This is a genomic window from Pseudomonas sp. KH_046_2, from assembly GCF_057838985.1.
This window is the reverse complement of sequence record NZ_CM174480.1, coordinates 5,608,763-5,634,951: the sequence shown is the minus strand read 5'-3', so window position 1 is coordinate 5,634,951 and position 26,189 is coordinate 5,608,763. Positions and strand designations below refer to the sequence as shown.

Sequence of the window (26,189 nt, the reverse complement as noted above, 5' to 3'; positions counted from 1 at the left end):
AGGGGTGCATCATGGCAATCGTTAAATGCAAACCGACTTCCCCTGGCCGCCGTTTTGTGGTCAAGGTGGTCAACCAGGAGCTGCATAAAGGCGCTCCTCACGCACCGCTGCTCGAGAAAAAATCGAAGACTGGTGGTCGTAACAACAATGGTCGCATTACCACTCGTCACATCGGTGGTGGCCATAAGCAGCATTATCGTCTGGTCGATTTCCGTCGCAACGACAAAGATGGCATCTCTGCCACTGTCGAGCGTATCGAATACGATCCAAACCGTACTGCTCACATCGCTCTGCTGCTGTACGCAGATGGCGAGCGTCGCTACATCATCGCCCCTAAAGGCGTGAGCGCTGGCGACCAGCTGATCGCAGGTGCCCTGGCACCGATCAAGCCGGGCAACGCTCTGCAACTGCGCAACATTCCAGTTGGTAGCACCGTACACGGCATCGAATTGAAGCCAGGTAAAGGCGCTCAGATCGCTCGTTCCGCTGGTGCTTCGGCTCAGCTGATCGCTCGTGAAGGCGTGTACGTTACCCTGCGTCTGCGTTCCGGTGAAATGCGTAAAGTCCTGGCTGAATGCCGTGCGACCCTGGGCGAAGTCTCGAACTCCGAGCACAGCCTGCGTTCGCTGGGTAAAGCCGGTGCCAAACGCTGGCGTGGCGTTCGCCCAACCGTTCGTGGTGTTGCCATGAACCCGGTTGACCACCCACATGGTGGTGGTGAAGGTCGTACCTCTGGTGGTCGTCATCCGGTATCGCCATGGGGCTTCCCGACTAAGGGCGCGAAGACTCGTGGTAATAAGCGTACCGACAAAATGATCGTCCGTCGTCGCAAGTAAATAGAGGGATACGACAGTGCCACGTTCTCTGAAAAAAGGTCCTTTTATCGATCTTCACCTACTGAAGAAGATCGAAGTGGCGGCGGAAAAGAACGATCGCAAACCGGTGAAAACCTGGTCGCGTCGCTCGATGATCCTGCCACAAATGGTCGGTCTGACCATCGCAGTACACAACGGTCGCCAGCACGTCCCAGTTCTCGTGAACGAAGACATGGTCGGCCACAAACTGGGCGAGTTCGCCGGTACCCGCACTTATCGCGGGCACGTGGCAGACAAGAAAGCCAAGCGTTAAGGGGTTAGGAAATGGAAGTAGCCGCTAAGTTGTCGGGCGCTCGAATCTCCGCCCAGAAAGCCCGCTTGGTCGCCGACCAGATCCGCGGGAAGAAGGTGGGCGAAGCGCTCAACCTGTTGGCTTTCAGCAGTAAGAAAGCCGCCGAGATCATGAAGAAAGTGCTGGAGTCGGCCGTAGCCAACGCCGAGCATAACGAAGGCGCAGACGTTGATGACCTGAAGGTCAGCACCGTTTTCGTCAACGAAGGGCGTTCGCTGAAGCGCATCATGCCACGTGCCAAAGGCCGTGCTGATCGCATCGTCAAGCGGTCTTGCCATATCACTGTCAAGGTTGCTGACAAGTAACGGAGTCGAAGAGATGGGTCAGAAAGTACATCCCATTGGCATTCGCCTGGGAATCGTCAAGGAGCACACCTCCGTCTGGTACGCAGACGGTCGGACTTATGCGGACTATTTGCTCGCAGATCTGAAGGTGCGTGAGTATCTCCAAGACAAACTAAAAAGCGCGTCCGTAAGCCGTATCGATATCCATCGTCCGGCCCAAACTGCACGTATCACCATCCACACCGCTCGTCCAGGTATCGTTATCGGGAAGAAAGGTGAAGATGTTGAGAAACTGCGCCAGGACCTGACCAAGCAAATGGGTGTGCCTGTGCACATCAATATCGAAGAGATCCGCAAGCCGGAGCTCGACGGTATGCTGGTTGCGCAGAGCGTAGCTCAGCAGCTGGAGCGTCGCGTAATGTTCCGTCGCGCTATGAAGCGCGCTGTTCAGAACGCCATGCGCATTGGTGCCAAAGGCATCAAAATCCAAGTGAGCGGTCGTCTCGGCGGTGCTGAAATCGCACGTACTGAATGGTATCGCGAAGGTCGTGTGCCACTGCACACCCTGCGTGCCGACATCGACTATGCCAACTACGAAGCTCACACCACCTACGGTGTGATCGGTGTAAAGGTTTGGATCTTCAAAGGCGAAGTAATTGGTGGTCGCCAAGAAGAACTGAAACCACAAGCACCAGCGCCTCGTAAAAAAGCTGCTAAGTAAGGGGTACGCCAAATGTTGCAACCAAAGCGTACGAAGTTCCGCAAGCAAATGACTGGTCACAACCGTGGCCTGGCATTGCGCGGTAGCAAAGTCAGCTTCGGCGAGTTCGCGCTGAAGTCTGTTGCTCGTGGTCGTCTCACCGCTCGTCAGATCGAGTCAGCGCGTCGTGCTCTGACCCGTCACGTAAAACGTGGCGGCAAGATCTGGATCCGTGTATTCCCGGACAAGCCTATTTCCAAGAAGCCACTCGAAGTTCGGATGGGTAAAGGTAAGGGTAACGTCGAATACTGGGTTGCCCAGATTCAGCCAGGCAAAGTCCTGTATGAAATCGAGGGTGTTTCTGAAGAGCTGGCGCGTGAGGCTTTCGCCCTGGCTGCTGCAAAGCTGCCGCTCGCCACCTCCTTTGTTAAACGGACGGTGATGTGATGAAAGCGAATGAACTTCGTGAAAAATCCGCACAGCAGCTGAACGAGCAACTGCTCGGCTTGCTGCGCGACCAGTTCAATCTGCGTATGCAGAAAGCAACTGGCCAGTTGGGGCAGTCTCATCTGCTCTCGCAAGTTAAGCGTGACATCGCTCGCGTGAAGACTGTGCTCAACCAGCAGGCAGGTAAGTAATCATGGCTGAAGCCGAAAAAACTGTCCGTACGCTGACTGGCCGTGTTGTCAGCGACAAGATGGACAAAACCATCACCGTTCTGATCGAGCGTCGCGTTAAGCACCCGATCTACGGTAAATACGTTAAGCGTTCGACTAAGCTGCACGCGCACGACGAAACCAATCAGTGCCACATCGGCGACAAAGTCACTATTCGTGAAACTCGTCCTTTGGCCAAGACCAAGTCTTGGGCGCTGGTTGATGTTCTCGAACGCGCTGTGGAAGTCTAAGGACTAGGGGTCGGAGAAATTATATGATTCAGACTCAATCCATGCTCGATGTGGCCGATAACAGCGGCGCTCGCCGTGTTATGTGCATCAAGGTGCTGGGTGGCTCCCATCGTCGTTACGCTGGTATCGGTGACATCATCAAAGTTACCGTGAAGGAAGCAATTCCTCGCGGTAAAGTGAAAAAAGGCCAAGTGATGACTGCTGTTGTAGTCCGCACTCGTCACGGCGTACGTCGTGCTGATGGCTCCATTATCCGCTTTGATGGCAACGCTGCTGTTCTTCTGAACAACAAGCAAGAGCCGATCGGCACCCGTATCTTTGGGCCAGTGACCCGTGAACTTCGTACTGAGAAGTTCATGAAGATCGTCTCGCTCGCCCCAGAAGTGCTGTAAGGAGATCCGACATGCAAAAGATTCGTCGTGACGACGAGATCATCGTGATCGCCGGCAAAGACAAAGGTAAGCGCGGTAAGGTGCTTAAGGTTCTCGCTAACAACCGTTTGGTTATTGGCGGTCTGAACCTGGTTAAGCGTCATACCAAGCCTAACCCGATGTCGGGCGTACAGGGCGGTATCGTCGAAAAAGAAGCTCCGCTGGATGCTTCTAACGTCGCCATTTTCAACGGCGAAACCAACAAGGCTGACCGCGTTGGTTTCAAAGTAGAAGACGGCAAGAAAATTCGTGTCTTCAAGTCGACCCAAAAAGCGGTTGATGCTTGAACACTGCTAGGTAGATGAGACCATGGCACGACTAAAAGAGATTTACCGGAAGGAAATCGCTCCGAAACTTAAGGAAGAACTTAAGCTTTCGAACGTGATGGAAGTTCCGCGCGTTACCAAAATCACCCTGAACATGGGTCTGGGCGAAGCGATCGGCGACAAAAAAGTCATCGAGCACGCTGTTGCTGACCTGGAAAAGATCACCGGCCAGAAAGTCGTTGTGACCTACGCTCGCAAATCCATCGCTGGCTTTAAAGTCCGTGAAGGTTGGCCGATCGGCGTCAAAGTGACCCTGCGCCGTGAGCGTATGTACGAGTTCCTGGATCGTCTGCTGTCGATCTCCCTGCCTCGGGTTCGCGACTTCCGCGGCCTGAATGCCAAGTCCTTCGATGGTCGTGGCAACTACAGCATGGGCGTGAAAGAGCAGATCATTTTCCCGGAAATCGACTACGACAAGATCGATGCTCTCCGCGGTCTGGACATCACCCTGACCACCACTGCCAAGAACGATGATGAAGGCCGCGCTTTGCTGCGTGCGTTCAAATTCCCGTTCCGCAACTGATTGGAGTAGGACCATGGCCAAGATGAGCATGAAAAACCGCGAGCTGAAGCGTCAGCTCACGGTTGCCAAGTACGCCAAGAAGCGTGCAGCACTGAAAGCTATCATCGTTGATCTGAACGCAAGTCCAGAAGCGCGTTGGGAAGCTACAGTAGCCCTGCAGAAGCAGCCACGTGACGCAAGCGCTTCGCGCATGCGTAACCGCTGCCGCCTGACCGGTCGTCCACACGGCGTTTACCGCAAGTTCGGCCTCGGCCGTAACAAGCTGCGTGAAGCTGCCATGCGTGGTGACGTACCGGGTCTGGTTAAAGCCAGCTGGTAAGTACTGTCAAAGTCTCGGTGTCCAGGATCGCAAGATCCTGACCACCGGTGGCCTTGAATCTGGATCAAGCCCCTTTTGGGGCTTGATTCATTTCTGGGGTGTGTCTAGAATACCCGGCTCGCCTGAGCCCGTGTTTTTCATGCTCGGAGATTCTCGGCGACACGTAATAGCCGCAAGGCTAATTTTTTTGTATTAGGAGCGTCTAGCCCATGAGTATGCAGGACCCGTTAGCGGACATGCTAACTCGTATCCGTAATGCCCAGATGGCTGAAAAGTCCGTCGTAAGCATGCCATCTTCCACGTTGAAGGTAGCTGTTGCCAAAGTCCTGAAGGACGAAGGTTACATTGCGGGTTATCAGATCAGCAGCGAAATCAAACCACTGCTGTCCATCGAGCTGAAGTACTTCGAAGGCCGTCCGGTTATCGAAGAAGTGAAGCGCGTTAGCCGTCCAGGCCTGCGTCAGTACAAGTCCGTCGATGATCTGCCAAAAGTTCGTGGCGGTCTCGGTGTGTCTATCGTCTCCACCAACAAAGGTGTGATGACGGATCGTGCTGCGCGCGCTGCCGGTGTCGGCGGCGAAGTTCTTTGCACTGTGTTCTAAGGGGGGATAAGCATGTCTCGCGTCGCTAAGAACCCCGTTAAGCTGCCAGCCGGTGTCGAAGTAAAATTCGCAGGCCAACAGCTTTCGGTGAAGGGTGCCAAGGGTACTCTTGAACTGAACATCCATTCGTCCGTTGAGATCGTTGAAGAAGCTGGTGAGCTGCGTTTCGCTGCTCGCAATGGCGATCAACAAACTCGCGCAATGGCCGGTACCACGCGTGCGTTGGTAAACAACATGGTCCAGGGCGTAAGCCAAGGCTTCGAGCGCAAGCTCCAGCTGGTCGGTGTTGGTTACAAGGCGCAAGCAAAAGGCACGGTTTTGAACCTGGCCCTTGGCTTCTCGCACCCAGTGGATTACGAACTGCCGGAAGGCATCACCGCTGAGACTCCTAGCCAGACCGATATCCTGATCAAGGGCATCGACAAGCAGCTGGTAGGTCAAGTGGCCGCTGAGATCCGCGACTTCCGTCCACCAGAGCCGTACAAAGGCAAAGGTGTGCGCTACGCGGACGAAGTCGTCCGTCGTAAAGAAGCCAAGAAGAAGTAGGGCATAGCAAATGACCGACAAAAAAGTTACTCGACTGCGTCGCGCTCGCAAAGCACGCCTGAAAATGCACGAACTCGAAGTCGTGCGTCTCTGCGTGTTCCGCTCGTCGCAGCACATCTACGCCCAGGTCATCTCGGCCGACGGCAACAAAGTCCTGGCAAGCGCCTCGACTTTGGATAAAGAACTGCGTGATGGCGCCACTGGCAACATCGACGCGGCCACAAAGGTTGGCCAGCTGGTCGCTACGCGTGCTAAGGCCGCGGGCGTCTCGCAAGTGGCTTTCGACCGCTCTGGCTTCAAGTACCACGGCCGCGTTAAAGCGCTGGCTGATGCTGCTCGTGAAGCTGGGCTGGAGTTCTAAGTTATGTCAAATAACGACCAAAAGCGCGACGAAGGCTACATTGAGAAGCTGGTTCAAGTTAACCGCGTAGCCAAAACCGTTAAAGGCGGCCGTATCTTCACTTTCACCGCGTTGACCGTGGTTGGTGATGGTAAGGGCCGTGTTGGCTTCGGCCGTGGCAAGTCGCGTGAAGTGCCTGCTGCGATCCAGAAGGCAATGGAAGCTGCTCGCCGCAACATGATCCAGGTTGATCTGAACGGCACCACCCTGCAGTACGCTATGAAGTCCGCTCACGGCGCTTCGAAGGTGTACATGCAGCCTGCTTCTGAAGGTACCGGTATCATCGCTGGCGGCGCTATGCGTGCTGTCCTCGAGGTTGCTGGCGTTCAGAACGTTCTGGCCAAGTGCTACGGCTCGACTAACCCGGTAAACGTGGTTCACGCCACTTTCAAGGGTTTGAAAGCAATGCAGTCTCCTGAATCCATTGCCGCCAAGCGTGGCAAAAGCGTCAAGGAGATCTTCTGATCATGGCTACCGTAAAAGTAACGCTGATCAAAAGCATGACCGGCCGCATCCCTAACCACAAACTGTGCGTTAAGGGTCTGGGTCTGCGTCGCATCGGTCACACTGTAGAAGTCCAGGATACTCCCGAGAATCGCGGGATGATCAACAAGGCTTACTACATGCTGCGTGTCGAGGGTTAATCGATGAAACTCAATGATCTGAGTCCAGCGCCGGGTTCCCGTCGCGAAAAGCATCGTCCGGGCCGTGGTATCGGTAGCGGTTTGGGTAAGACTGGTGGCCGTGGTCACAAAGGTCAGACCTCCCGCTCCGGTGGCACCATTGCTCCAGGCTTTGAAGGCGGTCAACAGCCGCTGCATCGTCGCCTGCCGAAGTTCGGTTTCGTTTCCCTGAAGGCCATGGACCGCGCAGAAGTGCGTCTGTCCGAGCTGGCTAAAGTGGAAGGCGACATCGTCACCGTGCAGTCCCTGAAAGATGCCAACGTGATCAACGTCAACGTACAGCGTGTGAAAATCATGCTGTCCGGTGAAGTGACTCGCGCTGTCACTATCGGCAAGGGAATCGGCGCCACCAAAGGTGCGCGTGCGGCTATCGAAGCAGCTGGCGGCAAGTTCGAGGAATAAATGGCTAAGCAAGGTGCTCTCTCTGCGCTCGGCAAAGGCGGTATGTCTGAACTCTGGGCTCGTCTGCGTTTTCTGTTCCTGGCGATTATCGTCTACCGAATAGGCGCACACATCCCGGTTCCAGGTATCAACCCGGACCGACTCGCGGACCTGTTTCGACAGAATGAGGGGACCATTCTTAGCTTGTTCAACATGTTTTCCGGCGGCGCGCTGGAGCGGATGAGCATCTTTGCACTGGGGATCATGCCGTACATCTCGGCATCGATCATCATGCAACTGATGACTGCCGTCAGCCCGCAGCTGGAGCAGTTGAAGAAGGAAGGTGAAGCTGGCCGTCGCAAGATCAGCCAGTACACCCGCTACGGCACTGTCGTCCTCGCTCTCGTCCAGGCTATTGGCATGTCCATTGGTCTGGCGGGGCAGGGCGTTGCGTTCACTGGTGACTTTGGCTTCCATTTCGTCGCGGTAACCACATTTGTGGCTGGTGCGATGTTCATGATGTGGCTGGGTGAGCAGATTACTGAGCGTGGTGTTGGCAACGGTATCTCGATGTTGATTTTTTCGGGTATCGTCGCCGGTCTTCCGAGAGCGATCGGGCAGTCTTTCGAGTCTGCACGTCAGGGTGATATCAACATCTTCGCCCTGGTTGCCATCGGTTTGCTGGCAGTAGCGATTATCGGTTTCGTGGTGTTCATTGAGCGTGGTCAGCGTCGTATTGCTGTTCACTACGCCAAGCGTCAGCAGGGCCGCAAGGTCTTCGCTGCGCAGACCAGCCACTTGCCGCTGAAGGTGAACATGGCCGGTGTTATTCCGGCTATTTTCGCGAGCAGCATTTTGCTGTTCCCGGCTTCGTTGGGTGCCTGGTTCGGTCAGTCTGAAGGTATGGGCTGGTTGCAGGACATCTCGCAGTCGATCGCTCCTGGTCAGCCGTTGAATATTCTGCTGTTTAGTGCAGGGATTATTTTCTTCTGCTTCTTCTATACGGCGTTGATGTTCAATCCGAAAGACGTAGCGGAAAACCTGAAGAAGTCCGGTGCCTTTATTCCGGGCATCCGTCCAGGTGAGCAGTCTGCGCGCTACATTGATGGCGTTCTGACTCGCTTGACCATGTTCGGTGCTCTTTACATGACGGCCGTCTGCCTGTTGCCCCAGTTCCTGGTGGTTGCAGCCAACGTACCGTTCTACCTTGGCGGGACCTCGTTGCTGATCGTCGTCGTGGTTGTGATGGACTTCATGTCCCAAGTACAATCGCACCTCGTTTCGCACCAGTACGAATCCCTGATGAAGAAAGCCAACCTGAAGGGTTACGGCAGCGGCATGCTGCGCTGACCCATAAGGTTCGAGGAGTTGGTGATGAAAGTTCGTGCATCGGTGAAAAAGCTGTGCCGTAACTGCAAGATTATTCGCCGCGAAGGTGTTGTTCGAGTAATTTGCAGCGCGGAACCGCGTCACAAACAGCGCCAAGGCTGAGTGTGATTGTGCTTCAAGCCCGGCAGCTAGTGCGCTGCCGGGTTGATTATTTGTTATTACAGCGATATTATCTCGCGCCCTATTTCTTGGCTTCCGGGGCGTAGGTAGCTGTCAATTGGAGTCCCACTGAATGGCCCGTATTGCAGGCGTTAACATTCCAGATAACAAGCATACTGTTATCTCGCTGACCTACATCTATGGTGTTGGTCGCACTACTGCACAGAAAATTTGTGCAGAGACTGGGGTAAACCCAGCAGCAAAGATCAAAGATCTGAGCGACGAGCAAATTGAACAGCTGCGTGGCGAAGTGGCGAAGTTCACCACTGAAGGTGACCTGCGTCGCGAAATCAACATGAAAATCAAGCGCTTGATGGACCTCGGTTGCTATCGCGGTCTGCGTCATCGTCGCGGTCTTCCAGTACGCGGTCAGCGTACCAAGACCAACGCGCGTACCCGTAAAGGTCCGCGTAAGCCGATCCGCAAGTAATCGCCCCAGCGAATCGACAGGAATTTAATCATGGCAAAACCTGCTGCTCGTCCTCGTAAAAAAGTTAAAAAGACAGTGGTTGATGGCATCGCCCACATCCATGCATCTTTTAACAACACCATCGTGACCATTACCGACCGTCAAGGTAACGCTCTTTCCTGGGCTACCTCCGGTGGTTCGGGTTTCCGCGGTTCCCGCAAGTCCACCCCGTTTGCTGCTCAAGTAGCTGCTGAACGTGCTGGTCAAGCTGCGCTGGAATACGGCCTGAAAAACCTCGACGTCAACGTCAAAGGTCCAGGTCCAGGTCGTGAATCCGCAGTCCGCGCTTTGAACGGCTGTGGCTACAAGATCGCCAGCATCACCGACGTGACGCCAATCCCGCACAACGGGTGCCGTCCGCCGAAGAAGCGCCGCGTGTAATCCAGGAGATTGTAAAGAATGGCTCGTTACATTGGTCCAAAATGCAAACTCGCTCGTCGCGAAGGCACCGATCTCTTCCTGAAGAGCGGCGTGCGCGCGATCGAATCGAAGTGCAACATTGAAGCAGCACCTGGTATCCACGGCCAACGCCGCGGTCGCCAGTCCGACTACGGCACCCAACTGCGTGAAAAGCAGAAGGTCCGTCGTATCTACGGCGTTCTCGAGCGTCAATTCAGCGGCTACTACAAAGAAGCTGCTGGCAAGAAAGGTGCAACCGGTGAAAACCTGCTGCAACTGCTCGAATGCCGTCTGGACAACGTTGTATACCGTATGGGCTTTGGTTCGACTCGTGCCGAATCCCGTCAGCTGGTATCGCACAAGTCGATCAGCGTAAACGGTCAGACCGTTAACGTTCCGTCCTACCAGGTTCGTGCTGGTGACGTGGTCGCTGTTCGCGAGAAAGCAAAAAATCAACTTCGCATTGTCCAAGCTCTCGATCTGTGTGCCCAACGTGGCCGCGTAGAATGGGTAGAAGTAGACACTGAGAAGAAGTCGGGCGTTTTCAAGAACGTTCCAGCTCGCAGTGATCTGTCCGCCGACATCAACGAAAGCCTGATTGTCGAGCTCTACTCCAAGTAAGGGCTAGAAAATAGGTGCATCCATGCAGATTTCGGTAAATGAGTTCCTGACACCCCGCCACATTGATGTGCAGGTTGTCAGTCCAACCCGCGCCAAGATCACTCTCGAGCCTCTCGAGCGTGGCTTTGGCCATACCCTGGGCAACGCGCTGCGCCGCATCCTGTTGTCCTCAATGCCCGGCTGTGCAGTAGTCGAGGCCGAGATTGACGGTGTGCTCCACGAGTACAGCGCCATCGAAGGTGTACAGGAAGACGTAATTGAAATCCTGTTGAACCTTAAAGGTCTGGCTATCAAGCTGCACGGTCGTGACGAAGTTACGCTGACCTTGTCGAAGAAGGGTTCGGGGGTGGTTACCGCTGCCGATATTCAGCTGGATCATGATGTCGAGATCGTTAATCCCGATCACGTAATCGCTAACCTGGCGTCTAACGGCGCCCTGAACATGAAGCTCGTAGTAGCTCGTGGTCGTGGTTATGAACCGGCAGATTCGCGTCAGAGCGATGAAGACGAAAGCCGCAGCATCGGTCGCTTGCAGCTTGACTCTTCGTTCAGCCCGGTTCGCCGTATCGCATACGTGGTGGAAAACGCCCGTGTCGAGCAGCGTACTAACCTGGACAAGCTGGTTATTGATCTGGAAACCAACGGTACTCTGGATCCTGAAGAGGCAATTCGCCGCGCTGCAACCATCCTGCAACAGCAGTTGGCTGCGTTCGTCGACCTCAAGGGTGACAGTGAGCCAGTGGTTGTCGAGCAGGAAGACGAGATCGATCCGATCCTGCTTCGCCCGGTTGACGATCTGGAACTGACTGTACGTTCGGCTAACTGCCTTAAGGCGGAAAACATCTACTACATCGGTGACCTGATTCAGCGTACCGAAGTAGAGCTGTTGAAGACTCCGAACCTGGGCAAGAAATCCTTGACTGAAATCAAGGACGTTCTGGCCTCCCGCGGTCTGTCCCTCGGCATGCGCCTCGACAACTGGCCGCCTGCAAGTCTTAAGAAGGACGACAAGGCGACTGCCTGATCGTCGTAATCACCGAACGTAGTGTTTGGTAAGGAATGAACCATGCGTCATCGTAAAAGTGGTCGTCACCTGAGCCGCACCAGCTCGCACCGCAAGGCCATGTTCCAAAACATGGCGGTGTCGCTGTTCGAGCACGAGCTGATCAAAACTACTCTGCCAAAAGCTAAAGAACTGCGCCGCGTTGCCGAGCCGCTGATCACTTTGGCCAAGATAGATAGCGTTGCTAACCGCCGTCTGGCTTTCGACCGTACTCGTTCGAAAGCTATCGTTGGTAAGCTCTTCAACGACCTGGGCAAGCGTTACGCTACCCGTGAGGGTGGCTACCTGCGCATCCTCAAGTGCGGTTTCCGCGCTGGCGACAACGCGCCTATGGCGTACGTCGAGTTGGTTGATCGTGCTACTGCCGGCGAAGCTGTATCTGCCGAGTAAGACGTCAGTCTGAAACAAAGAACCGGGCCTAGTGCCCGGTTTTTTGTGCCTGTAAGAAACGCGCCGTTTGTACAAGCGCCTCCTTTGTCCACATCGTCATTATGTGATGGGGATGATCATTAGTTTTTCTCTATCGATGTCTGCAAGTTAATGAATTTGTAGCTGTCATATTGATGATCAATACTCCTTCTCAGCCGATAGCCGGCAGTTCAAGACCGACAGAGGAAGGAAGATCGCATGAGCCAAAACAAAACGCTTACCACCGCCAGTGGCGCTCCTGTTGCCGATAACCAGAATTCACGTTCCGCCGGCCCTCGTGGCCCGCTGCTGCTCGACGACTTTCACCTGATCGAGAAGCTTGCCCACTTCAACCGTGAAAACATCCCTGAGCGCCGTGTACACGCCAAAGGCTCGGGTGCCTACGGTACGTTCACCGTGACGAGCGATATCACTCAATACACCAGTGCGAAGCTGTTTCAGGCAGTCGGCAAGCAAACCCCGACTTTTCTGCGGTTTTCCACCGTGGGTGGCGAGCGTGGTTCGGCCGATACCGAGCGTGATCCGCGCGGGTTCGCCTTGAAGTTCTACACCGAAGAAGGCAACTGGGACATCGTTGGCAACAACACCCCTGTGTTCTTCATTCGTGATCCACTGAAGTTTCCGGACTTTATCCACACCCAGAAGCGTTTGCCGCAAAGCAACCTGAAGAGTGCCCAGGCGATGTGGGACTTCTGGTCGCATTCGCCCGAGGCGCTGCACCAGGTCACCATCCTGTTCTCCGACCGGGGTATCCCTGACGGATACCGCCACATGCACGGCTTCGGCAGCCACACTTACAGCCTCATCAACGCTCAAGGTGAGCGTCACTGGGTGAAGTGGCACTACAAGACCAAACAGGGGATCAAGAACCTTGCTCCTGCCGAGGCGGCGCGCCTTGCGGGTACTGATCCGGATTACGCCCAGCGTGACTTGTTCAATGCCATCGAGCAGGGTGATTTCCCGAAATGGCGCGTGTGCATTCAGATCATGAGCGAGGCTCAGGCGGCGGCGCACTACGAGAACCCGTTTGATGTCACCAAAACCTGGTCGCAGAAAGAGTTTCCACTGATCGAAGTCGGAGAGCTGGAGCTCAATCGCAATCCGCAGAACTACTTCGCGGAAGTTGAACAAGCGGCTTTCGGTCCCAGCAATATGGTTCCAGGCGTTGGTCTGTCGCCGGATCGTATGCTGCAAGGTCGGGTCTTCGCCTACGCGGACGCTCATCGCTACCGTGTCGGCACCAATCACCAGCAGTTGCCAGTCAATGCTGCGCGCAGTCCGGTCAACACTTACCAGCGTGATGGTTCGATGGCTTTTGGCAGCAATGGCGGTGCGACGCCGAACTACGAGCCGAACAGCTATGTCGAGTCGCCGAAGCAGGCGCCTCGTTACGCAGAGCCCGCGTTGGCCCTCAGTGGTGCCGCCGATCGTTACGACCACCGTGAAGACACGGATTACTACAGTCACGCCGGCGCGTTGTTCCGCTTGATGACTGAAGAGCAGAAATCACTGCTGGTCAGCAACATCGCCGGTGCGATGGCGGGCGTATCGAGTGATGTGGTTGACCGTCAGTTGCAGCATTTCTACAAGGCTGACCCGGCGTATGGAGAAGCAATCGCAAAGCTGCTCAACGTACAGCTTAACGAAGTCTAAATGAGAAGCAGAACCGCCCTTGTTTGGGCGGTTTTTGCGTTATTTCAACCTGTTTTCTCAGAATATCTTCGCTTTTATTGCGTCTCGCGAGTGACGATAAGGGCATGTTGGTTCAAACTACAACTTTCAAGCAGGGAGATGTAGGGCGATGCAAGGCCACCCAGATGTGATCGATTACCTCAACACGTTGCTGACCGGCGAACTGGCCGCGCGTGATCAATATTTCGTCCACTCGCGGATGTATGAGGACTGGGGTTTCACCAAGCTCTACGAACGAATCAACCACGAGATGGAAGAGGAAGCAGGGCACGCCGATGCCCTGATGCGCCGGATTCTGATGCTCGAAGGCACACCGCGCATGCGTGCGGACGATCTCGATGTCGGCACCACGGTGACCGAGATGCTCGAAGCGGACTTGCGCCTCGAATACAAGGTTCGTGCTGCGCTGTGCAAGGGCATCAAGCTCTGCGAGCAGCACAAGGACTATGTCAGCCGCGAAATGCTGCGGGTTCAATTGCATGACACCGAAGAAGATCACACCTACTGGCTCGAGAAGCAGTTGGGTCTGATCAAGTTGATCGGGCTTGAGAACTACCTGCAATCCCACACCTGATTGCTGCGAATACAAAAAAGCCCCTGTCACTGATGAAGTGACAGGGGCTTTTTCATGGGGCCCGGTTAAGCCCGATCGCGTTCCAGCAGCGGCTTGAGGTAGTAACCGGTATGGGATTGCTTCATCTCTGACACTTCCTCCGGTGTGCCGACGGCAATGATCTGCCCGCCCTTGGAACCACCCTCCGGACCCAGGTCCACCAGCCAGTCAGCGGTCTTGATCACGTCCAGGTTATGTTCGATCACTACCACTGTGTTGCCGTGGTCGCGCAGGCGATGCAACACGTCCAGCAGTTGCTGGATATCCGCGAAGTGCAGCCCGGTGGTGGGTTCGTCGAGGATGTACAGGGTCTTGCCGGTATCGCGCTTGGACAGCTCGCGGGACAGTTTCACCCGCTGGGCTTCACCGCCGGACAGCGTGGTCGCCGATTGCCCCAGCTTGATGTACGACAGGCCGACGTCCATCAACGTTTGCAGCTTGCGCGCCAGGGCCGGTACGGCATCGAAGAACACCCGCGCCTCCTCGATGGTCATCTCGAGGGTTTCGTGGATGCTCTTGCCCTTGTACTTGATCTCCAGGGTTTCGCGGTTGTAACGCTTGCTCTTGCACACGTCGCAGGGCACGTAGATGTCCGGCAGGAAGTGCATCTCGACCTTGATCAGGCCGTCGCCCTGGCAGGCCTCGCAGCGGCCGCCCTTGACGTTGAAGGAGAAGCGCCCCGGCCCGTAGCCCCGGGAGCGGGACTCCGGTACGCCGGCGAACAACTCGCGGATCGGCGTGAACAAACCGGTGTAGGTCGCCGGGTTGGAGCGCGGTGTGCGACCGATCGGGCTCTGGTCGATGTCGACGACCTTGTCCAGGTGCTCCAGGCCCTTGATGCTGTCGTGGACGGCCGCTTCAAGGGTAGTGGCGCCGTTCAGCGCCGTGGCGCTCAGCGGGAACAGGGTGTTGTTGATCAGCGTCGACTTGCCGGAGCCGGACACGCCGGTGACACAGGTCAGCAGGCCGATCGGGATCTCCAGGTCGACATTGCGCAGGTTGTTGCCACGCGCGCCCTTGAGCGACAGCGTCAGCTTCTTGTTGCGCGGCGTGCGCTTGGCCGGGACTTCGATCTTCACCCGGCCCGACAGGTATTTGCCCGTCAGCGAGTCCGGGTGCGCCATGACCTGGGCAGGCGTGCCTTCGGCAACGATATGCCCGCCGTGCACGCCAGCGCCCGGGCCGATGTCCACCACGTAGTCGGCCAGGCGAATCGCATCTTCGTCGTGCTCGACCACGATCACCGTGTTACCGATGTCGCGCAGGTGTTTGAGAGTGCCCAGCAGCCGGTCGTTATCGCGCTGGTGCAGGCCGATAGAGGGTTCGTCGAGGATGTACAGGACGCCCACCAGGCCGGCGCCAATCTGGCTGGCCAGGCGAATGCGCTGGGCCTCGCCACCGGATAGGGTGTCCGCGCTGCGATCCAGCGACAGATAGTCGAGGCCGACGTTGACCAGGAACTGCAGGCGTTCGCGGATTTCCTTGAGGATCTTGTCGGCGATTTCGCCACGCCGGCCGGTGAGCTTGAGCCCGCCAAAATAATCGGATGCATCGCCGATCGGCAGGTTGGTCACTGCCGGCAGGGTTTTCTCGCCGACCCACACGTGCCGCGCTTCACGCCGCAGGCGGGTGCCACGGCAGTCCGGGCACGACTGGGTGCTGAGGAACTTGGCCAGCTCTTCGCGCACCGATGCCGATTCGGTTTCGCGGTAACGACGTTCCAGGTTCGGCACGATGCCTTCGAACGGGTGTGAGCGTTTGACGATGTCGCCACGGTCGTTCAGGTACTTGAAGTCGACGTTTTGCGAGCCGCTGCCGTGCAGGATGAACTTCTGCTGATCGGCCGGCAGTTCGTTGAACGGAACTTCCAGGCTGAACTTGTAGTGCGAGGCCAGCGAGCCGAGCATCTGGAAGTAATAGACGTTACGCCGGTCCCAACCGCGAATCGCCCCTTCGGCCAGGGTCAGTTCGCCATTGACCAGGCGCTTGATGTCGAAGAACTGCTTCACCCCCAAACCATCACAGGTCGGGCAAGCGCCGGCCGGGTTGTTGAAGGAGAACAGCTTGGGTTCCAGTTCGCTGATGGCGTGGCCGCAGATCGGGCAGGCGAAGCGTGCGGAGAAGATCATCTCTTCACCCGGCTCGTCGTCCATCGGCGCCACCAGGGCGATGCCGTCCGCCAGTTTCAGCGCGGTCTCGAAGGATTCGGCGAGGCGTTGTTGCAGGTCGGCGCGAACCTTGAAGCGGTCGACCACGACATCGATGGTATGTTTTTTCTGCTTGTCGAGCTTGGGCGCTTCGTCCAGCTCATAGAGCTTGCCGTTGATTCGGGCGCGGACGAAGCCCTGTGCGCGCAGCTCTTCGAAAACCGACAGGTGCTCGCCTTTGCGCTCGCGGATGACCGGCGCCAACAGCATCAGCTTGCTGCCCTCCGGTTCGGCGAGGACAAGGTCGACCATCTGGCTGACGGTCTGCGCTTCCAGCGGGATATCGTGATCCGGGCAGCGCGGAATACCCACGCGTGCATAAAGCAGACGCAGGTAGTCGTAGATTTCGGTGATGGTGCCGACCGTCGAGCGTGGGTTGTGCGAGGTCGACTTCTGCTCGATGGAGATCGCCGGCGACAGGCCTTCGATGGTGTCGACGTCGGGCTTTTCCATCATCGACAGGAACTGCCGGGCGTAGGCCGACAGCGATTCGACGTAGCGGCGCTGACCTTCGGCGTACAGGGTGTCGAAAGCCAGGGACGACTTGCCGGAGCCGGACAGGCCGGTGATGACGATCAGCTTGTCCCGTGGCAGGGTCAGGTCGATGTTCTTCAGGTTGTGGGTTCGAGCCCCACGAATCAGGATCTTGTCCAAGGTGGCCTCGCTCGGCGGGCGTCGAAAACGTAGGAGTATACGGCCAAATACTGGATGGATGCACACTATCAAACGAGTGGGCTACTGTCTTGCATGAAGAGTGTGTCAGCAATGCGCGTCAAAGCGTCGCGATATACCCTGCCAATCGATGGGACTGGTAGAATCGCCGCCGGTTCACATGAGGTTTTTCCATGCACGATCCCCACAGCGAGCGCATGAGTGGCAGCGAGACCCGCGCGGCAAGCGGTCTGGCCCTGGTGTTCGCCTTCCGTATGCTTGGCATGTTCATGGTGTTGCCGGTACTGGCGACCTATGGGATGGATCTGGCCGGAGCCACGCCGGCCCTGATCGGTCTGGCGATTGGCGCCTATGGCCTGACCCAGGCAGTGTTCCAGATTCCTTTCGGTTTCATTTCCGACCGCATCGGTCGCCGCCCGGTGATTTACCTGGGCCTGATCGTGTTTGCACTCGGCAGTCTGCTGGCAGCCAATGCCGACTCGATCTGGGGCGTGATTGCCGGTCGGATCCTGCAGGGCGCCGGGGCGATTTCCGCGGCGGTCATGGCCTTGCTGTCCGACCTGACCCGCGAGCAGCACCGGACCAAGGCCATGGCCATGATCGGCATGACCATCGGCCTGTCGTTTGCGGTGGCCATGGTGGTCGGCCCGCTGCTGACCCGCGCCTTCGGGCTGTCCGGGCTGTTCCTTGCCACCGGCGGCATGGCGTTGTTCGGCATCGTGATCGTGATGTTCATGGTGCCGCGGTCCAACGGGCCGTTGCAGCATCGTGAGTCCGGTGTGGCGCGTCAGGCGCTGATGCCGACGCTCAAGCACCCAGACCTGCTGCGCCTGGACCTGGGCATTTTTGTGTTGCACGCGATGTTGATGTCCAGCTTCGTCGCCTTGCCGCTGGCACTGGTCGAGAAAGCCGGGCTGCCCAAAGAGCAGCACTGGTGGGTGTACCTGACCGCGTTGCTGATTTCTTTCTTCGCCATGATCCCGTTCATTATCTATGGCGAGAAGAAACGCAAAATGAAACGAGTTTTACTCGGCGCCGTCGTGACGCTGATGCTCACTGAGCTATTCTTCTGGCGGTTCGGCGATAGCTTGCGGGCTCTGGTGATCGGTACGGTGGTGTTCTTCACCGCGTTCAATCTGCTGGAAGCTTCGTTGCCATCGCTGATCAGCAAGGTTTCACCGGCCGGCGGCAAGGGCACGGCGATGGGGGTTTATTCCACCAGCCAGTTCCTCGGGTCGGCATTGGGCGGGATTCTTGGCGGCTGGCTGTTCCAGCATGGCGGTCTGTCGGTTGTGTTCCTCGGATGCGCCGGTCTGGCTGCCCTCTGGCTGGCCTTTGCTGTTACCATGCGCGAACCTCCCTACGTCACGAGCCTGCGCTTGCCGTTGTCGCCCGAGGCGATCCGCGAAGCGGGTCTGGTCGAGCGCCTGAAGGCGGTCGTAGGGGTAACAGATGCAGTCATCGTCGCGGAAGAGGCGGCGATTTACATCAAACTGGACACCGAACTATTGGATCGCACCACCCTTGAGCGCCTGGTGAACAACCCGGCCGGGGCAGCGTGCGTAGCCTAGGAGAACGTTATGGCCCGTGGGGTTAACAAAGTCATATTGGTCGGCACTTGCGGCCAGGATCCCGAAGTTCGCTACTTGCCTAACGGTAACGCCGTGACCAACCTGAGTCTGGCGACCAGCGAACAGTGGACCGACAAGCAAACCGGTCAGAAAGTCGAAAAGACCGAATGGCACCGTGTGTCGATGTTCGGCAAGGTTGCAGAAATCGCTGGCGAATACCTGCGTAAAGGTTCGCAGGTCTACATCGAAGGCAAGCTGCAGACCCGCGAGTGGGAAAAAGACGGTATCAAGCGTTACACCACCGAAATCGTGGTCGACATGCAAGGCACCATGCAACTGCTGGGCGGCCGTCCACAGGGCGACCAGCAAGGCCAGGGCGGCGGTAACAACTACCAGCAATCCGCTCCGCGCCAGCAGGCTCCGCGTCCACAGCAGTCGGCGCCGCAACAGTCGCGCCCGGCTCCACAGCAGGCCGCTCCTCAGCCGGCTCCGGATTTCGACAGCTTTGATGACGATATTCCGTTCTAAAGCAGCTGCAAGCCTCAAGCCTCAAGCTACAAGCTGAAACACAAAACCCGCACTTCGCTTGGAAGTGCGGGTTTTTTATGGGCGGTGGAATTTAATCGCAGACTCAGGCCGCGAGGAACTCGTTGGTCGACACCACGCTGGCATAGGCAAACGCCAGGGCCGCCATGAACGCCGCATGAACCTGCGCCGCTGGAACCGTCACGCCATTGAATTCCAGGTCACGGGTGGCGCAGGCGTCGTGGATGACGGTGACCGTATAGCCGAAATCCGCCGCCGCACGGGTGATGCCGTCCACGCACATGTGGCTCATGCTGCCCACGACCACCAGTTCCTTGATGCCTTGTTCGTCGAGGATCGATTTCAATTCGGTTTCGCGGAACGAGTTGACGAAGTGCTTGAGTACCACCGGTTCGTCGGCGCGGTTGAGCACTTTCGGGTGCAGCTTGGCGCCTTCGGAGTTCGGGGTGAAAAACGGCGCCTCTTCGGAGGTGAATTCGTGGCGGATGTGCACTACTGAATCCCCTGCGTCGCGGAAGGCCTTGATCAGGCGGACGGCGTTGTCTGCGGCAGCGTCGGCACCGACCAGCGGCCACTTGCCTTGGGGGAAGTAGTCGTTCTGGATATCGACTACGATGAGCGCTTGCTTGGCCATGACTGTTTCCTCGAAGTGTGTGTTGGTGTGGAATGAAGTATTGGCTCTGGCAGGCGATCCGAGGATTGGCCGCACCGACAATAGAAGGGGGAAAACTGACAATGGACGCAGAAAGGGCAATCGCCGAACTCGGTGTGCTGATCTATCCCGGCGCACAGATGGCGGCGGTGCATGGCTTGACGGACTTGTTCGGGGTGGCGAACCGGATTGCCGCCGAACATCAGTCTGCGCAGTTGCCGCTGTTGCGGGTCAGCCATTGGCAGGTCGAAGGCGATCAGCCGCCGGTTCGGGTTTTCGACAGTCATCCCGGCCCGGAGCGGGCCCTGGTGGCCGTGTTGATTCCGCCGTCGATCGGCGGTTTTTCCGAGGGCCAGGCGCCACAGGGATTGATCCGCTGGTTGCGTGATCAACATGCCAACGGTGCGACACTGGGCGGGGTTTGCGTGGGTTCTATCCTGTTGGCCGAAAGCGGTCTGCTCGACGGTCGTAGCGCCACCACCCACTGGACCTCGGCCAAAGCCTTCGCTGAACGTTATCCGGCGATCAGGCTCAAGGCCGATACGCCAATCGTCGATGACGGCGACCTGATTACCACCGCAGGGCTGATGGCCTGGTCGGAACTGGGCCTGCGGCTGGTCAACCGGCTGCTGGGGCCGAGCATCGCCACCAACACCGCGCGTTTTCTGGTGGTGGAACACAGCGACAGCGCCAGTGAGTGCGGCAGCAACTTTGCGCCGATCCTCAGTCATGGCGATGGGGCGATCCTCAAGGTGCAACACTGGCTGCAAAGCACCGGGGCGACCGATGTGTCGCTGGCGGCGATGGCCGAAAAGGCAGGGCTGGAAGAACGCACCTTCCTGCGACGCTTCCGCGCGGCCACGGGGCTCAAACCCACCGAATACTGCCAGCATCTGCGAGTCGGCAAGGCCCGGGAAATGCTTGAATTCACCAACGGGACCATCGATCACATCGCCTGGACCGTGGGTTATCAGGACCCCGGGGCGTTTCGTGCGACATTCAAGAAAATCACCGGGTTGGCGCCGAGTGATTATCGGACGCGGTTTGGGGTGAGCCCTGGATCGGTTGCACGGTAGTCGCATCACCTCTATTCCCTGTGGGAGCGAGCTTGCTCGCGATAGCGGTGTGTCAGCCACATAAATGTTGAATGTCATTCCCTCATCGCGAGCAAGCTCGCTCCCACAGGGTCGGGTGTGTGGGCTGGAATCGTGCAAAATGCCGGAATATCAACGGGCGTCGTGCAGAATAAAACAGGCCACATGCCATCACGTTCTGCGCAACAGGCTGATTTGAAAACCCTTTCCCTTCAGGGCAGCTTGGCCTGATCTCTGCACCCCTTCAGCTACATTCATCAATCGTCGATTGAAGGGGGATGCATGACCCCAACAAACCGCAGGAAACTGGTGGTCTCCCATTCGGTGCTCGCCGATGCGCCGCTGCACGAAGTTGAAACCAACCGTGCGCTGGCCCGCTGGCTGGCGCAGATACTGGGGCTCAAGTACGGCGGCAGTTACGACCCGCAGTTGCATGTCGGGCGGGACCTCTACCTGTTGCCAACCCAGACCCTGGTGGGCACTGCGATTGCCCGGCAACTGGGGGTCAAGGGGCCGGAGGATTTGTGGGGCGGTTATGTCGACCACGACTTCATCTGCACCAAGGCCATCAGCCACGGATTGCTCAACCGCCACGCCCATGCTCCGCCTGGCTGGGCTCCGTTGTTTTCCGAGCGGGTGCGCAGCGTGGTGCTCGACGGACTCAGCGTGTTCTCCCTGAAGGATGCGCGTCCGGCGGCGGAGCATTTGTTGTATACCGGGCCCGTTCGCTTGAAGCCGATACACGCTTGCGCCGGACGTGGTCAGGAAGTGATCCAGAGCCTCGACGAGTTCGATGAAATTCTGGCCAGGCCCGAGGCTGAGGCAACCTTCAGCGAGGGTGTGGTACTGGAGCAGGACCTGGATCAAGTGATCACCCACAGCGTTGGTCAGAGTTTCATCGGCGACAAGGTGCTGAGTTACTGCGGTGATCAATACCTGACCAAGGATGCAGAGGGCGAAGAGGTGTATGGCGGCTCGAACCTGTTGGTGGTGCAGGGCGGCTACGACGATTTACTCAAGCTGGACCTGGCCGATGACGTACGGGTGGCTATCAAGCAGGCGCAGGTGTTCGACAGCGCCGCGGATGAAGCCTATCCGCGTTTCTATGCGTCACGCCGTAACTACGACATCGCCCAGGGCATCGATAGCGACGGTAATCAACGCAGCGGCGTGCTCGAACAATCCTGGCGCATGGGTGGTGCCAGCAGCGCCGAGGTGGCGGCCTTGCAGAGTTTCGTCAACGATCCCAGGATGCCTGCGATTCGTGTGTCTTCGGTGGAAACCTACATCGATCAGCCGTTGCCGGCAAACGCCATCGAGGTGTATCGCGGGCCGGCGCAGAGCAGTGACTTTCTCCTAAAGTACGTAACGGTTAAATCCTATGACGGCTAGAAGCGAATCCATTCAGATCGACATCGACGACGAACAGATGAGCGGGACCTTCCTGAGCCCCAAATCGAAAGTCCCCGGCGTGCTCTTTGTGCACGGATGGGGCGGCAGTCAGGAGCGGGATCTGGAGCGCGCCAAAGGTATCGCCGGGTTGGGGTGCGTGTGCCTGACCTTCGACCTGCGCGGGCACACCGGTGGCACCGGCATACCATTGTCCCGAGTGACCCGGGAAGACAATTTGCGAGACTTGCTGGCAGCCTATGACCGCTTGCTCGCGCACCCGGCTCTCGATACCTCGGCGATTGCCGTGGTCGGCACCAGTTACGGGGGGTATCTGGCCTCGATCCTGACTTCGCTGAGGCCGGTGCGCTGGCTGGCGCTGCGGGTGCCGGCGCTGTATCGCGACGAGCAATGGCACGCGCCGAAACGCGACCTGGACAAGCTGGATCTGCGTGATTACCGAAGCACCCTGGTGCGTGCCGACAGCAATCGTGCCTTGCATGCCTGCTCACAATTCACCGGGGATGTCCTGTTGGTACAGTCCGAGACCGACGACTACGTACCCCACGCGACGATCATGAGTTACCGCGCGGCATGCCAGCAGACTCACTCGCTGACCCATCGCATCATCGATGGCGCCGACCACGCCTTGAGCGACCCGGTTTCGCAGCAGGCCTACACCTCGATCCTTGTCGGCTGGATTACCGAGATGGTAGTGGGGGAGCGGTTGAGCATTATTCAATCCCAGTGATTTGCGGTGTGTTTGCGGGCGCCTTCGCGGGCAAGCCCGCTCCCACATGGATCGAGGGTGTACATAGAATCTGCATCCACCAACAGACCCTGTGGGAGCGGGCTTGCTCGCGAAGGCGTCTTCACAACCAGCACAAAATCACTTGGGTTTTTTCTCTATCCGCAGCGCCTTGGCCTTGGCCTCCACCAGCAAATACATCAACAGGGTAATCAACAGCGGCAGGATGAAATAAATCGCTCGATAGGCCAGCAGTCCCGCCACCAGGCTGCCCCGCGAAACCTCGTGTTGCAGCAACGCTACGAATACAGCTTCCAGCACGCCGAGCCCGGCCGGGATGTGAGTGATGACCCCGGCGATGGCGCTGATCAACAGCACGCCCAATACCAGTGGATAGTCCAGTTTGCTCGGCAGCAAGGTGAAAATCACCGCCGCCATCAGCGACCAGTTCAGGGCCCCGAGGGCCAGTTGCAGCACTGCCATGCGCAAGGACGGCAGGTCGATTTCGATGCCGCGAATCGCCCACTCCCGACGCTTGGCAAACCGGCACGCCGCCAGGTACCCGGCGCTCAACAGCAACAGCAAAACCCCCACGCCTTGCAGCGCGCTACTGCTGAGCTTCCAGCCCGGCGGCATGCGCACCAGCCCGCTGCTGAACATGGCGCCGGCAATGACCATGTAACCGAACCAATTGGTCGCCAGGCTCAGACCGAGGATTTTCGCGATGTTGCTCTTGCTGACCCCTAGCCGCGAGTACAACCGGTAACGCATGGCGATGCCGCCGACCCAGGCGCTCAGGTTCAGGTTGAAGGCGTAGCTGATGATCCCCACTGGCAGGATCTGCTTCCAGGTCAGGTTCTGGCGGATGTAGGTGCGACCGATCAGGTCGAAGCAGGCGTACACCAGAAAACTCACCAGGGTCAGCCCCGACGCAATGATCAGTGTGCGCACCTTGAAATCGGCCAGGTTATCGAATACTTCGCTCCATTCGAGGCGCTGGGCGAGCATCGTGAACAGCACGATCAGCATCAGGAAAAACAGCATCGTCAGCGGTCGTTTCCAGCGGCTCCAGTGCGACTTGCCAGGGCTATTGGCGTGAGTTGCCGTGTTGGGTTCAGCGCGGTTCATGGTCAGCGCTCCCGGTCGGAGGAGGGAAGGGTTTCAGGCGAGGTTTATGCGCCGGCAACCAACCGGCCCATGCCGGGAAATGCCGCAGGAAGTGAAACACCAGAAAACCGATGGTCATGTGCCAGACACGACCTCGTGGCGCGATGTCGGGAGACATGGCCTTGCAATGGTTGTCGCTGAGGTCTTCCAGGCGATCGAACAGATGACGATTGAAGGCTTGGTCGCGGATCAGCAAGTTGGCTTCGAGATTCATCGACAGGCTCAACGGGTCGAGGTTGCTGGAACCGACGGTGCTCCAGTCCTCGTCCACCAAGGCGACCTTGCCGTGCAGCGGTCGGTCGCAATATTCGTAGATTTTCACCCCTGACTTGAGCAGGTAGTCATAGGTCATGCGTGCGGCGAGCCTGGCCACCCGCATGTCTGGCTGGCCCTGCAGGATCAGCCGCACATCCACGCCTCGGCGGGCCGCGTTGCGGATCTCTCGCAACAGACGGAAACCGGGAAAGAAGTAGGCGTTGGCGATTACCACTCGGCGCTGTGCCTGGCGCAACACCAGGCGGTAAACCTCTTCGATGTCGGACGGGTGTTCACCGTTGTCGCGGTACACCAGCCGCACCTGGCCGTCGTGATCGCTGGAGGCCAGTTCCGAACGCCGCAGCCGACGGCGTTGCCACCAGTATTTGGCGCGCACCGGGCGACCGCATTGCAGCAGGGCAAAGTGATGGATATCGGCCACGGCCGGGCCTTGCACTTCTACGGAATAATCCTGTTTGGCCTCGGGGCCGAAGTCGGCCAGGTGATCGGCGGAAAAGTTGATCCCGCCGACGAACGCGACGCTGCCATCGACCACCACAATCTTGCGGTGCAGGCGCCGGAACCAGTTGGTGCGGATGCCCAGGCGTTTCGGTGCCGGGTCGAATATTTGCAGGTGCACACCGGCGGCGGTCAGGGCGGTGAGGAACCCGGTACTCAGCTCGCCGCAACCAAAGCCGTCGAGGCTGACGGTGGTGCGCACGCCGCGCTGAGAGGCTTCGATCAGGATCTGTTGCAGCTCATTGCCGACCTTGTCCTCAAACAGAATGAAGGTTTCCAGCAGGATTTCACTTTGCGCCCGGCGCAGTGCTTCAAACACCCGCGGAAAATACGCTTCACCGTTCTCCAGCAACTCGACCCGATTGCTGCCTTGCCAGCCGTATTCGACATCGACCGCTGTCGGCTCTCGGGTGGGCGGAGCGGGGATGTGTTCCAGCGTGGTTTTTTCCATCGACTGGCTGCTCATAGCTCGATCTCCACCGACAGCGGGACGTGGTCGGAAAGGTGCGACCAGGGCCGGGAGGTCAGCACTCGCGGATGGCTGGCCTTGAGGTTGCGCACGTAGATGCGGTCCAGGCGCAATGCCGGCAAGCGCGCGGGGAAACTGCGCGCCGGTTTGCCATGGTGCGCGGCGAAGACTTCACGCAAACCGCTGGGCGTGAGTAATGCATCGGCGCGCTGGCGCCAATCGTTGAAGTCCCCGGCGACTATCACCGGGGCGTCGTCCGGCAGGGCGTCCAGGCGCTGGGCGAGCAGCTTAAGTTGCGCGGTGCGATGGGTTTCACGCAGCCCCAGGTGCACGCAAATCGCATGCACCTCCTGGCCGTCGCCGGGCAGGCGCAACACGCAATGCAAGAGCCCGCGGTTCTCGTGGCCGCTGAAGGACACGTCGAGGTTGTCGTGGCGGATGATCTGGAACTTCGATAACAACGCATTGCCGTGATCGCCCGCCGGATACACCGCATTGCGGCCATAGGCGAACTGAGGCCACAGGCTGTCGGCGAGGAATTCGTATTGTGGCATCGCCGGCCAGTTGGTGTAGCGCCTGGGATGCTGCTCGTGGGTGCCGTGGACTTCCTGCAAAAACACCACATCGGCAGACACACTGCGCACCGCTTCACGCAGTTCCGGCAGGATGAAACGCCGGTTCAGCGCGGTGAAACCTTTGTGGGTGTTGACCGTCAGCACGGTGAAATGACAAGTGACGGACGCACCCTGTACCCGCATCTCGGTTGCGTTCGAGTGTGCGGGAATATCGGTGTGATT

At 58.0% G+C, this 26,189-nt stretch carries 36 protein-coding genes; 31 read left to right on the top strand and 5 right to left on the bottom strand.

Annotation, left to right across the window (positions count from 1 at the left end; genetic code table 11):
- The first annotated feature begins 11 nt into the window (after positions 1–11).
- The 26 genes from rplB to bfr all read left to right on the top strand — a co-directional run bounded on the left by rplB (position 12) and on the right by bfr (position 14,064).
- Complete coding sequence (rplB, locus tag AC3IX1_RS25695) at positions 12–836, top strand: 50S ribosomal protein L2 (RefSeq protein ID WP_003176423.1); 825 nt, start codon at positions 12–14, stop codon at positions 834–836.
- Between the two features lie 16 nt (positions 837–852).
- Positions 853–1,128, top strand: coding sequence for a 30S ribosomal protein S19 (rpsS, locus tag AC3IX1_RS25690; RefSeq protein ID WP_002555486.1), 276 nt, complete (start codon positions 853–855; stop codon positions 1,126–1,128).
- Positions 1,129–1,139: 11 nt separating this feature from the next.
- Positions 1,140–1,472, top strand: a complete 333-nt coding sequence (rplV, locus tag AC3IX1_RS25685; RefSeq protein WP_003103908.1) for a 50S ribosomal protein L22 — start codon at positions 1,140–1,142, stop codon at positions 1,470–1,472.
- A 13-nt stretch (positions 1,473–1,485) separates the two neighbouring features.
- Positions 1,486–2,172: a 30S ribosomal protein S3 gene (rpsC, locus tag AC3IX1_RS25680; RefSeq protein ID WP_008065719.1), complete on the top strand. Its 687-nt coding sequence runs from the start codon at positions 1,486–1,488 to the stop codon at positions 2,170–2,172.
- Between the two features lie 12 nt (positions 2,173–2,184).
- Complete coding sequence (gene rplP, locus AC3IX1_RS25675; protein ID WP_003228729.1) at positions 2,185–2,598, top strand: 50S ribosomal protein L16; 414 nt, start codon at positions 2,185–2,187, stop codon at positions 2,596–2,598.
- Complete coding sequence (rpmC, locus tag AC3IX1_RS25670) at positions 2,598–2,789, top strand: 50S ribosomal protein L29 (protein ID WP_002555481.1); 192 nt, start codon at positions 2,598–2,600, stop codon at positions 2,787–2,789. The genes rplP and rpmC overlap by 1 nt, the downstream gene beginning before the upstream one ends.
- 2 nt (positions 2,790–2,791) lie before the next feature.
- Entirely contained in the window at positions 2,792–3,058 is a 267-nt protein-coding gene (gene rpsQ, locus AC3IX1_RS25665; protein WP_003176419.1) for a 30S ribosomal protein S17, read from the top strand.
- Between the two features lie 23 nt (positions 3,059–3,081).
- The gene (gene rplN, locus AC3IX1_RS25660; protein ID WP_002555479.1) at positions 3,082–3,450 is read left to right on the top strand and encodes a 50S ribosomal protein L14; all 369 of its coding nucleotides are present in this window, start codon (positions 3,082–3,084) and stop codon (positions 3,448–3,450) included.
- Positions 3,451–3,461: 11 nt separating this feature from the next.
- A complete protein-coding gene (rplX, locus tag AC3IX1_RS25655) occupies positions 3,462–3,776 on the top strand; it encodes a 50S ribosomal protein L24 (RefSeq protein WP_003176416.1) in 315 nt (104 codons plus the stop codon).
- A gap of 22 nt (positions 3,777–3,798) precedes the next feature.
- Positions 3,799–4,338, top strand: coding sequence for a 50S ribosomal protein L5 (rplE, locus tag AC3IX1_RS25650; RefSeq protein ID WP_003210069.1), 540 nt, complete (start codon positions 3,799–3,801; stop codon positions 4,336–4,338).
- A gap of 13 nt (positions 4,339–4,351) precedes the next feature.
- Positions 4,352–4,657 carry a 30S ribosomal protein S14 gene (gene rpsN / locus AC3IX1_RS25645; RefSeq protein WP_003176414.1) on the top strand — a complete coding sequence of 102 codons (306 nt, stop codon included), beginning with the start codon at positions 4,352–4,354 and terminating at the stop codon, positions 4,655–4,657.
- Positions 4,658–4,866: 209 nt separating this feature from the next.
- Positions 4,867–5,259, top strand: coding sequence for a 30S ribosomal protein S8 (rpsH, locus tag AC3IX1_RS25640; RefSeq protein ID WP_003186040.1), 393 nt, complete (start codon positions 4,867–4,869; stop codon positions 5,257–5,259).
- A 12-nt stretch (positions 5,260–5,271) separates the two neighbouring features.
- A complete protein-coding gene (gene rplF, locus AC3IX1_RS25635) occupies positions 5,272–5,805 on the top strand; it encodes a 50S ribosomal protein L6 (protein WP_003176412.1) in 534 nt (177 codons plus the stop codon).
- A 10-nt stretch (positions 5,806–5,815) separates the two neighbouring features.
- The gene (rplR, locus tag AC3IX1_RS25630; protein ID WP_003186037.1) at positions 5,816–6,166 is read left to right on the top strand and encodes a 50S ribosomal protein L18; all 351 of its coding nucleotides are present in this window, start codon (positions 5,816–5,818) and stop codon (positions 6,164–6,166) included.
- Positions 6,167–6,169: 3 nt separating this feature from the next.
- On the top strand, positions 6,170–6,670 hold the full coding sequence (gene rpsE / locus AC3IX1_RS25625) for a 30S ribosomal protein S5 (protein WP_003186035.1): 501 nt from the start codon (positions 6,170–6,172) through the stop codon (positions 6,668–6,670).
- A gap of 2 nt (positions 6,671–6,672) precedes the next feature.
- Positions 6,673–6,849, top strand: a complete 177-nt coding sequence (gene rpmD / locus AC3IX1_RS25620; RefSeq protein ID WP_003176408.1) for a 50S ribosomal protein L30 — start codon at positions 6,673–6,675, stop codon at positions 6,847–6,849.
- Between the two features lie 3 nt (positions 6,850–6,852).
- Positions 6,853–7,290, top strand: coding sequence for a 50S ribosomal protein L15 (gene rplO, locus AC3IX1_RS25615; RefSeq protein WP_003228720.1), 438 nt, complete (start codon positions 6,853–6,855; stop codon positions 7,288–7,290).
- Positions 7,291–8,619 carry a preprotein translocase subunit SecY gene (secY, locus tag AC3IX1_RS25610; protein ID WP_042610655.1) on the top strand — a complete coding sequence of 443 codons (1,329 nt, stop codon included), beginning with the start codon at positions 7,291–7,293 and terminating at the stop codon, positions 8,617–8,619. It begins immediately after the preceding gene.
- Between the two features lie 24 nt (positions 8,620–8,643).
- On the top strand, positions 8,644–8,760 hold the full coding sequence (gene rpmJ / locus AC3IX1_RS25605; RefSeq protein WP_002555468.1) for a 50S ribosomal protein L36: 117 nt from the start codon (positions 8,644–8,646) through the stop codon (positions 8,758–8,760).
- A 130-nt stretch (positions 8,761–8,890) separates the two neighbouring features.
- On the top strand, positions 8,891–9,247 hold the full coding sequence (gene rpsM, locus AC3IX1_RS25600) for a 30S ribosomal protein S13 (RefSeq protein ID WP_009045849.1): 357 nt from the start codon (positions 8,891–8,893) through the stop codon (positions 9,245–9,247).
- Between the two features lie 30 nt (positions 9,248–9,277).
- Positions 9,278–9,667: a 30S ribosomal protein S11 gene (gene rpsK, locus AC3IX1_RS25595; RefSeq protein WP_002555466.1), complete on the top strand. Its 390-nt coding sequence runs from the start codon at positions 9,278–9,280 to the stop codon at positions 9,665–9,667.
- An 18-nt stretch (positions 9,668–9,685) separates the two neighbouring features.
- Positions 9,686–10,306, top strand: coding sequence for a 30S ribosomal protein S4 (gene rpsD / locus AC3IX1_RS25590; protein WP_003176404.1), 621 nt, complete (start codon positions 9,686–9,688; stop codon positions 10,304–10,306).
- Between the two features lie 22 nt (positions 10,307–10,328).
- On the top strand, positions 10,329–11,330 hold the full coding sequence (locus tag AC3IX1_RS25585; protein ID WP_007970428.1) for a DNA-directed RNA polymerase subunit alpha: 1,002 nt from the start codon (positions 10,329–10,331) through the stop codon (positions 11,328–11,330).
- A 42-nt stretch (positions 11,331–11,372) separates the two neighbouring features.
- The gene (gene rplQ, locus AC3IX1_RS25580) at positions 11,373–11,759 is read left to right on the top strand and encodes a 50S ribosomal protein L17 (RefSeq protein WP_046041617.1); all 387 of its coding nucleotides are present in this window, start codon (positions 11,373–11,375) and stop codon (positions 11,757–11,759) included.
- Positions 11,760–11,996: 237 nt separating this feature from the next.
- A complete protein-coding gene (locus AC3IX1_RS25575) occupies positions 11,997–13,451 on the top strand; it encodes a catalase (protein WP_489386269.1) in 1,455 nt (484 codons plus the stop codon).
- 148 nt (positions 13,452–13,599) lie between these two features.
- A complete protein-coding gene (gene bfr, locus AC3IX1_RS25570) occupies positions 13,600–14,064 on the top strand; it encodes a bacterioferritin (RefSeq protein ID WP_150726869.1) in 465 nt (154 codons plus the stop codon).
- Positions 14,065–14,129: 65 nt separating this feature from the next.
- On the opposite strand, the gene uvrA is transcribed toward bfr, so the two are convergent.
- Positions 14,130–16,964, bottom strand: a complete 2,835-nt coding sequence (gene uvrA, locus AC3IX1_RS25565) for an excinuclease ABC subunit UvrA (RefSeq protein ID WP_489386268.1) — start codon at positions 16,962–16,964, stop codon at positions 14,130–14,132.
- A 191-nt stretch (positions 16,965–17,155) separates the two neighbouring features.
- Here uvrA and AC3IX1_RS25560 point away from each other — a divergent pair, with 191 nt between their 5' ends.
- Both AC3IX1_RS25560 and AC3IX1_RS25555 read left to right on the top strand, forming a co-directional pair.
- Positions 17,156–18,553, top strand: a complete 1,398-nt coding sequence (locus AC3IX1_RS25560) for an MFS transporter (protein WP_489386267.1) — start codon at positions 17,156–17,158, stop codon at positions 18,551–18,553.
- A 9-nt stretch (positions 18,554–18,562) separates the two neighbouring features.
- Positions 18,563–19,081 carry a single-stranded DNA-binding protein gene (locus AC3IX1_RS25555; RefSeq protein ID WP_007984430.1) on the top strand — a complete coding sequence of 173 codons (519 nt, stop codon included), beginning with the start codon at positions 18,563–18,565 and terminating at the stop codon, positions 19,079–19,081.
- Between the two features lie 103 nt (positions 19,082–19,184).
- Here the strand turns inward: AC3IX1_RS25555 and AC3IX1_RS25550 are convergent, their stop codons facing one another.
- A complete protein-coding gene (locus AC3IX1_RS25550) occupies positions 19,185–19,733 on the bottom strand; it encodes a cysteine hydrolase family protein (protein ID WP_489317405.1) in 549 nt (182 codons plus the stop codon).
- Between the two features lie 101 nt (positions 19,734–19,834).
- Here AC3IX1_RS25550 and AC3IX1_RS25545 point away from each other — a divergent pair, with 101 nt between their 5' ends.
- From AC3IX1_RS25545 to AC3IX1_RS25535, 3 genes are all read left to right on the top strand, one after another.
- Positions 19,835–20,827 (top strand): GlxA family transcriptional regulator, encoded by a 993-nt coding sequence (locus tag AC3IX1_RS25545; protein WP_489386266.1) that lies wholly within the window; start codon positions 19,835–19,837, stop codon positions 20,825–20,827.
- A gap of 300 nt (positions 20,828–21,127) precedes the next feature.
- Complete coding sequence (locus AC3IX1_RS25540; RefSeq protein WP_489386265.1) at positions 21,128–22,237, top strand: DUF3182 family protein; 1,110 nt, start codon at positions 21,128–21,130, stop codon at positions 22,235–22,237.
- Positions 22,227–22,985: an alpha/beta hydrolase family protein gene (locus AC3IX1_RS25535; RefSeq protein WP_489386264.1), complete on the top strand. Its 759-nt coding sequence runs from the start codon at positions 22,227–22,229 to the stop codon at positions 22,983–22,985. The genes AC3IX1_RS25540 and AC3IX1_RS25535 overlap by 11 nt, the downstream gene beginning before the upstream one ends.
- A gap of 138 nt (positions 22,986–23,123) precedes the next feature.
- On the opposite strand, the gene AC3IX1_RS25530 is transcribed toward AC3IX1_RS25535, so the two are convergent.
- From AC3IX1_RS25530 to AC3IX1_RS25520, 3 genes are read right to left on the bottom strand one after another with little or no spacing between them, the layout of a single operon-like run.
- On the bottom strand, positions 23,124–24,110 hold the full coding sequence (locus AC3IX1_RS25530) for a lysylphosphatidylglycerol synthase domain-containing protein (protein WP_489386263.1): 987 nt from the start codon (positions 24,108–24,110) through the stop codon (positions 23,124–23,126).
- Positions 24,097–25,389, bottom strand: a complete 1,293-nt coding sequence (clsB, locus tag AC3IX1_RS25525; RefSeq protein ID WP_489386262.1) for a cardiolipin synthase ClsB — start codon at positions 25,387–25,389, stop codon at positions 24,097–24,099. The genes AC3IX1_RS25530 and clsB overlap by 14 nt, the downstream gene beginning before the upstream one ends.
- Positions 25,386–26,150: an endonuclease/exonuclease/phosphatase family protein gene (locus AC3IX1_RS25520; protein WP_489388790.1), complete on the bottom strand. Its 765-nt coding sequence runs from the start codon at positions 26,148–26,150 to the stop codon at positions 25,386–25,388. The genes clsB and AC3IX1_RS25520 overlap by 4 nt, the downstream gene beginning before the upstream one ends.
- Positions 26,151–26,189: the final 39 nt, after the last annotated feature.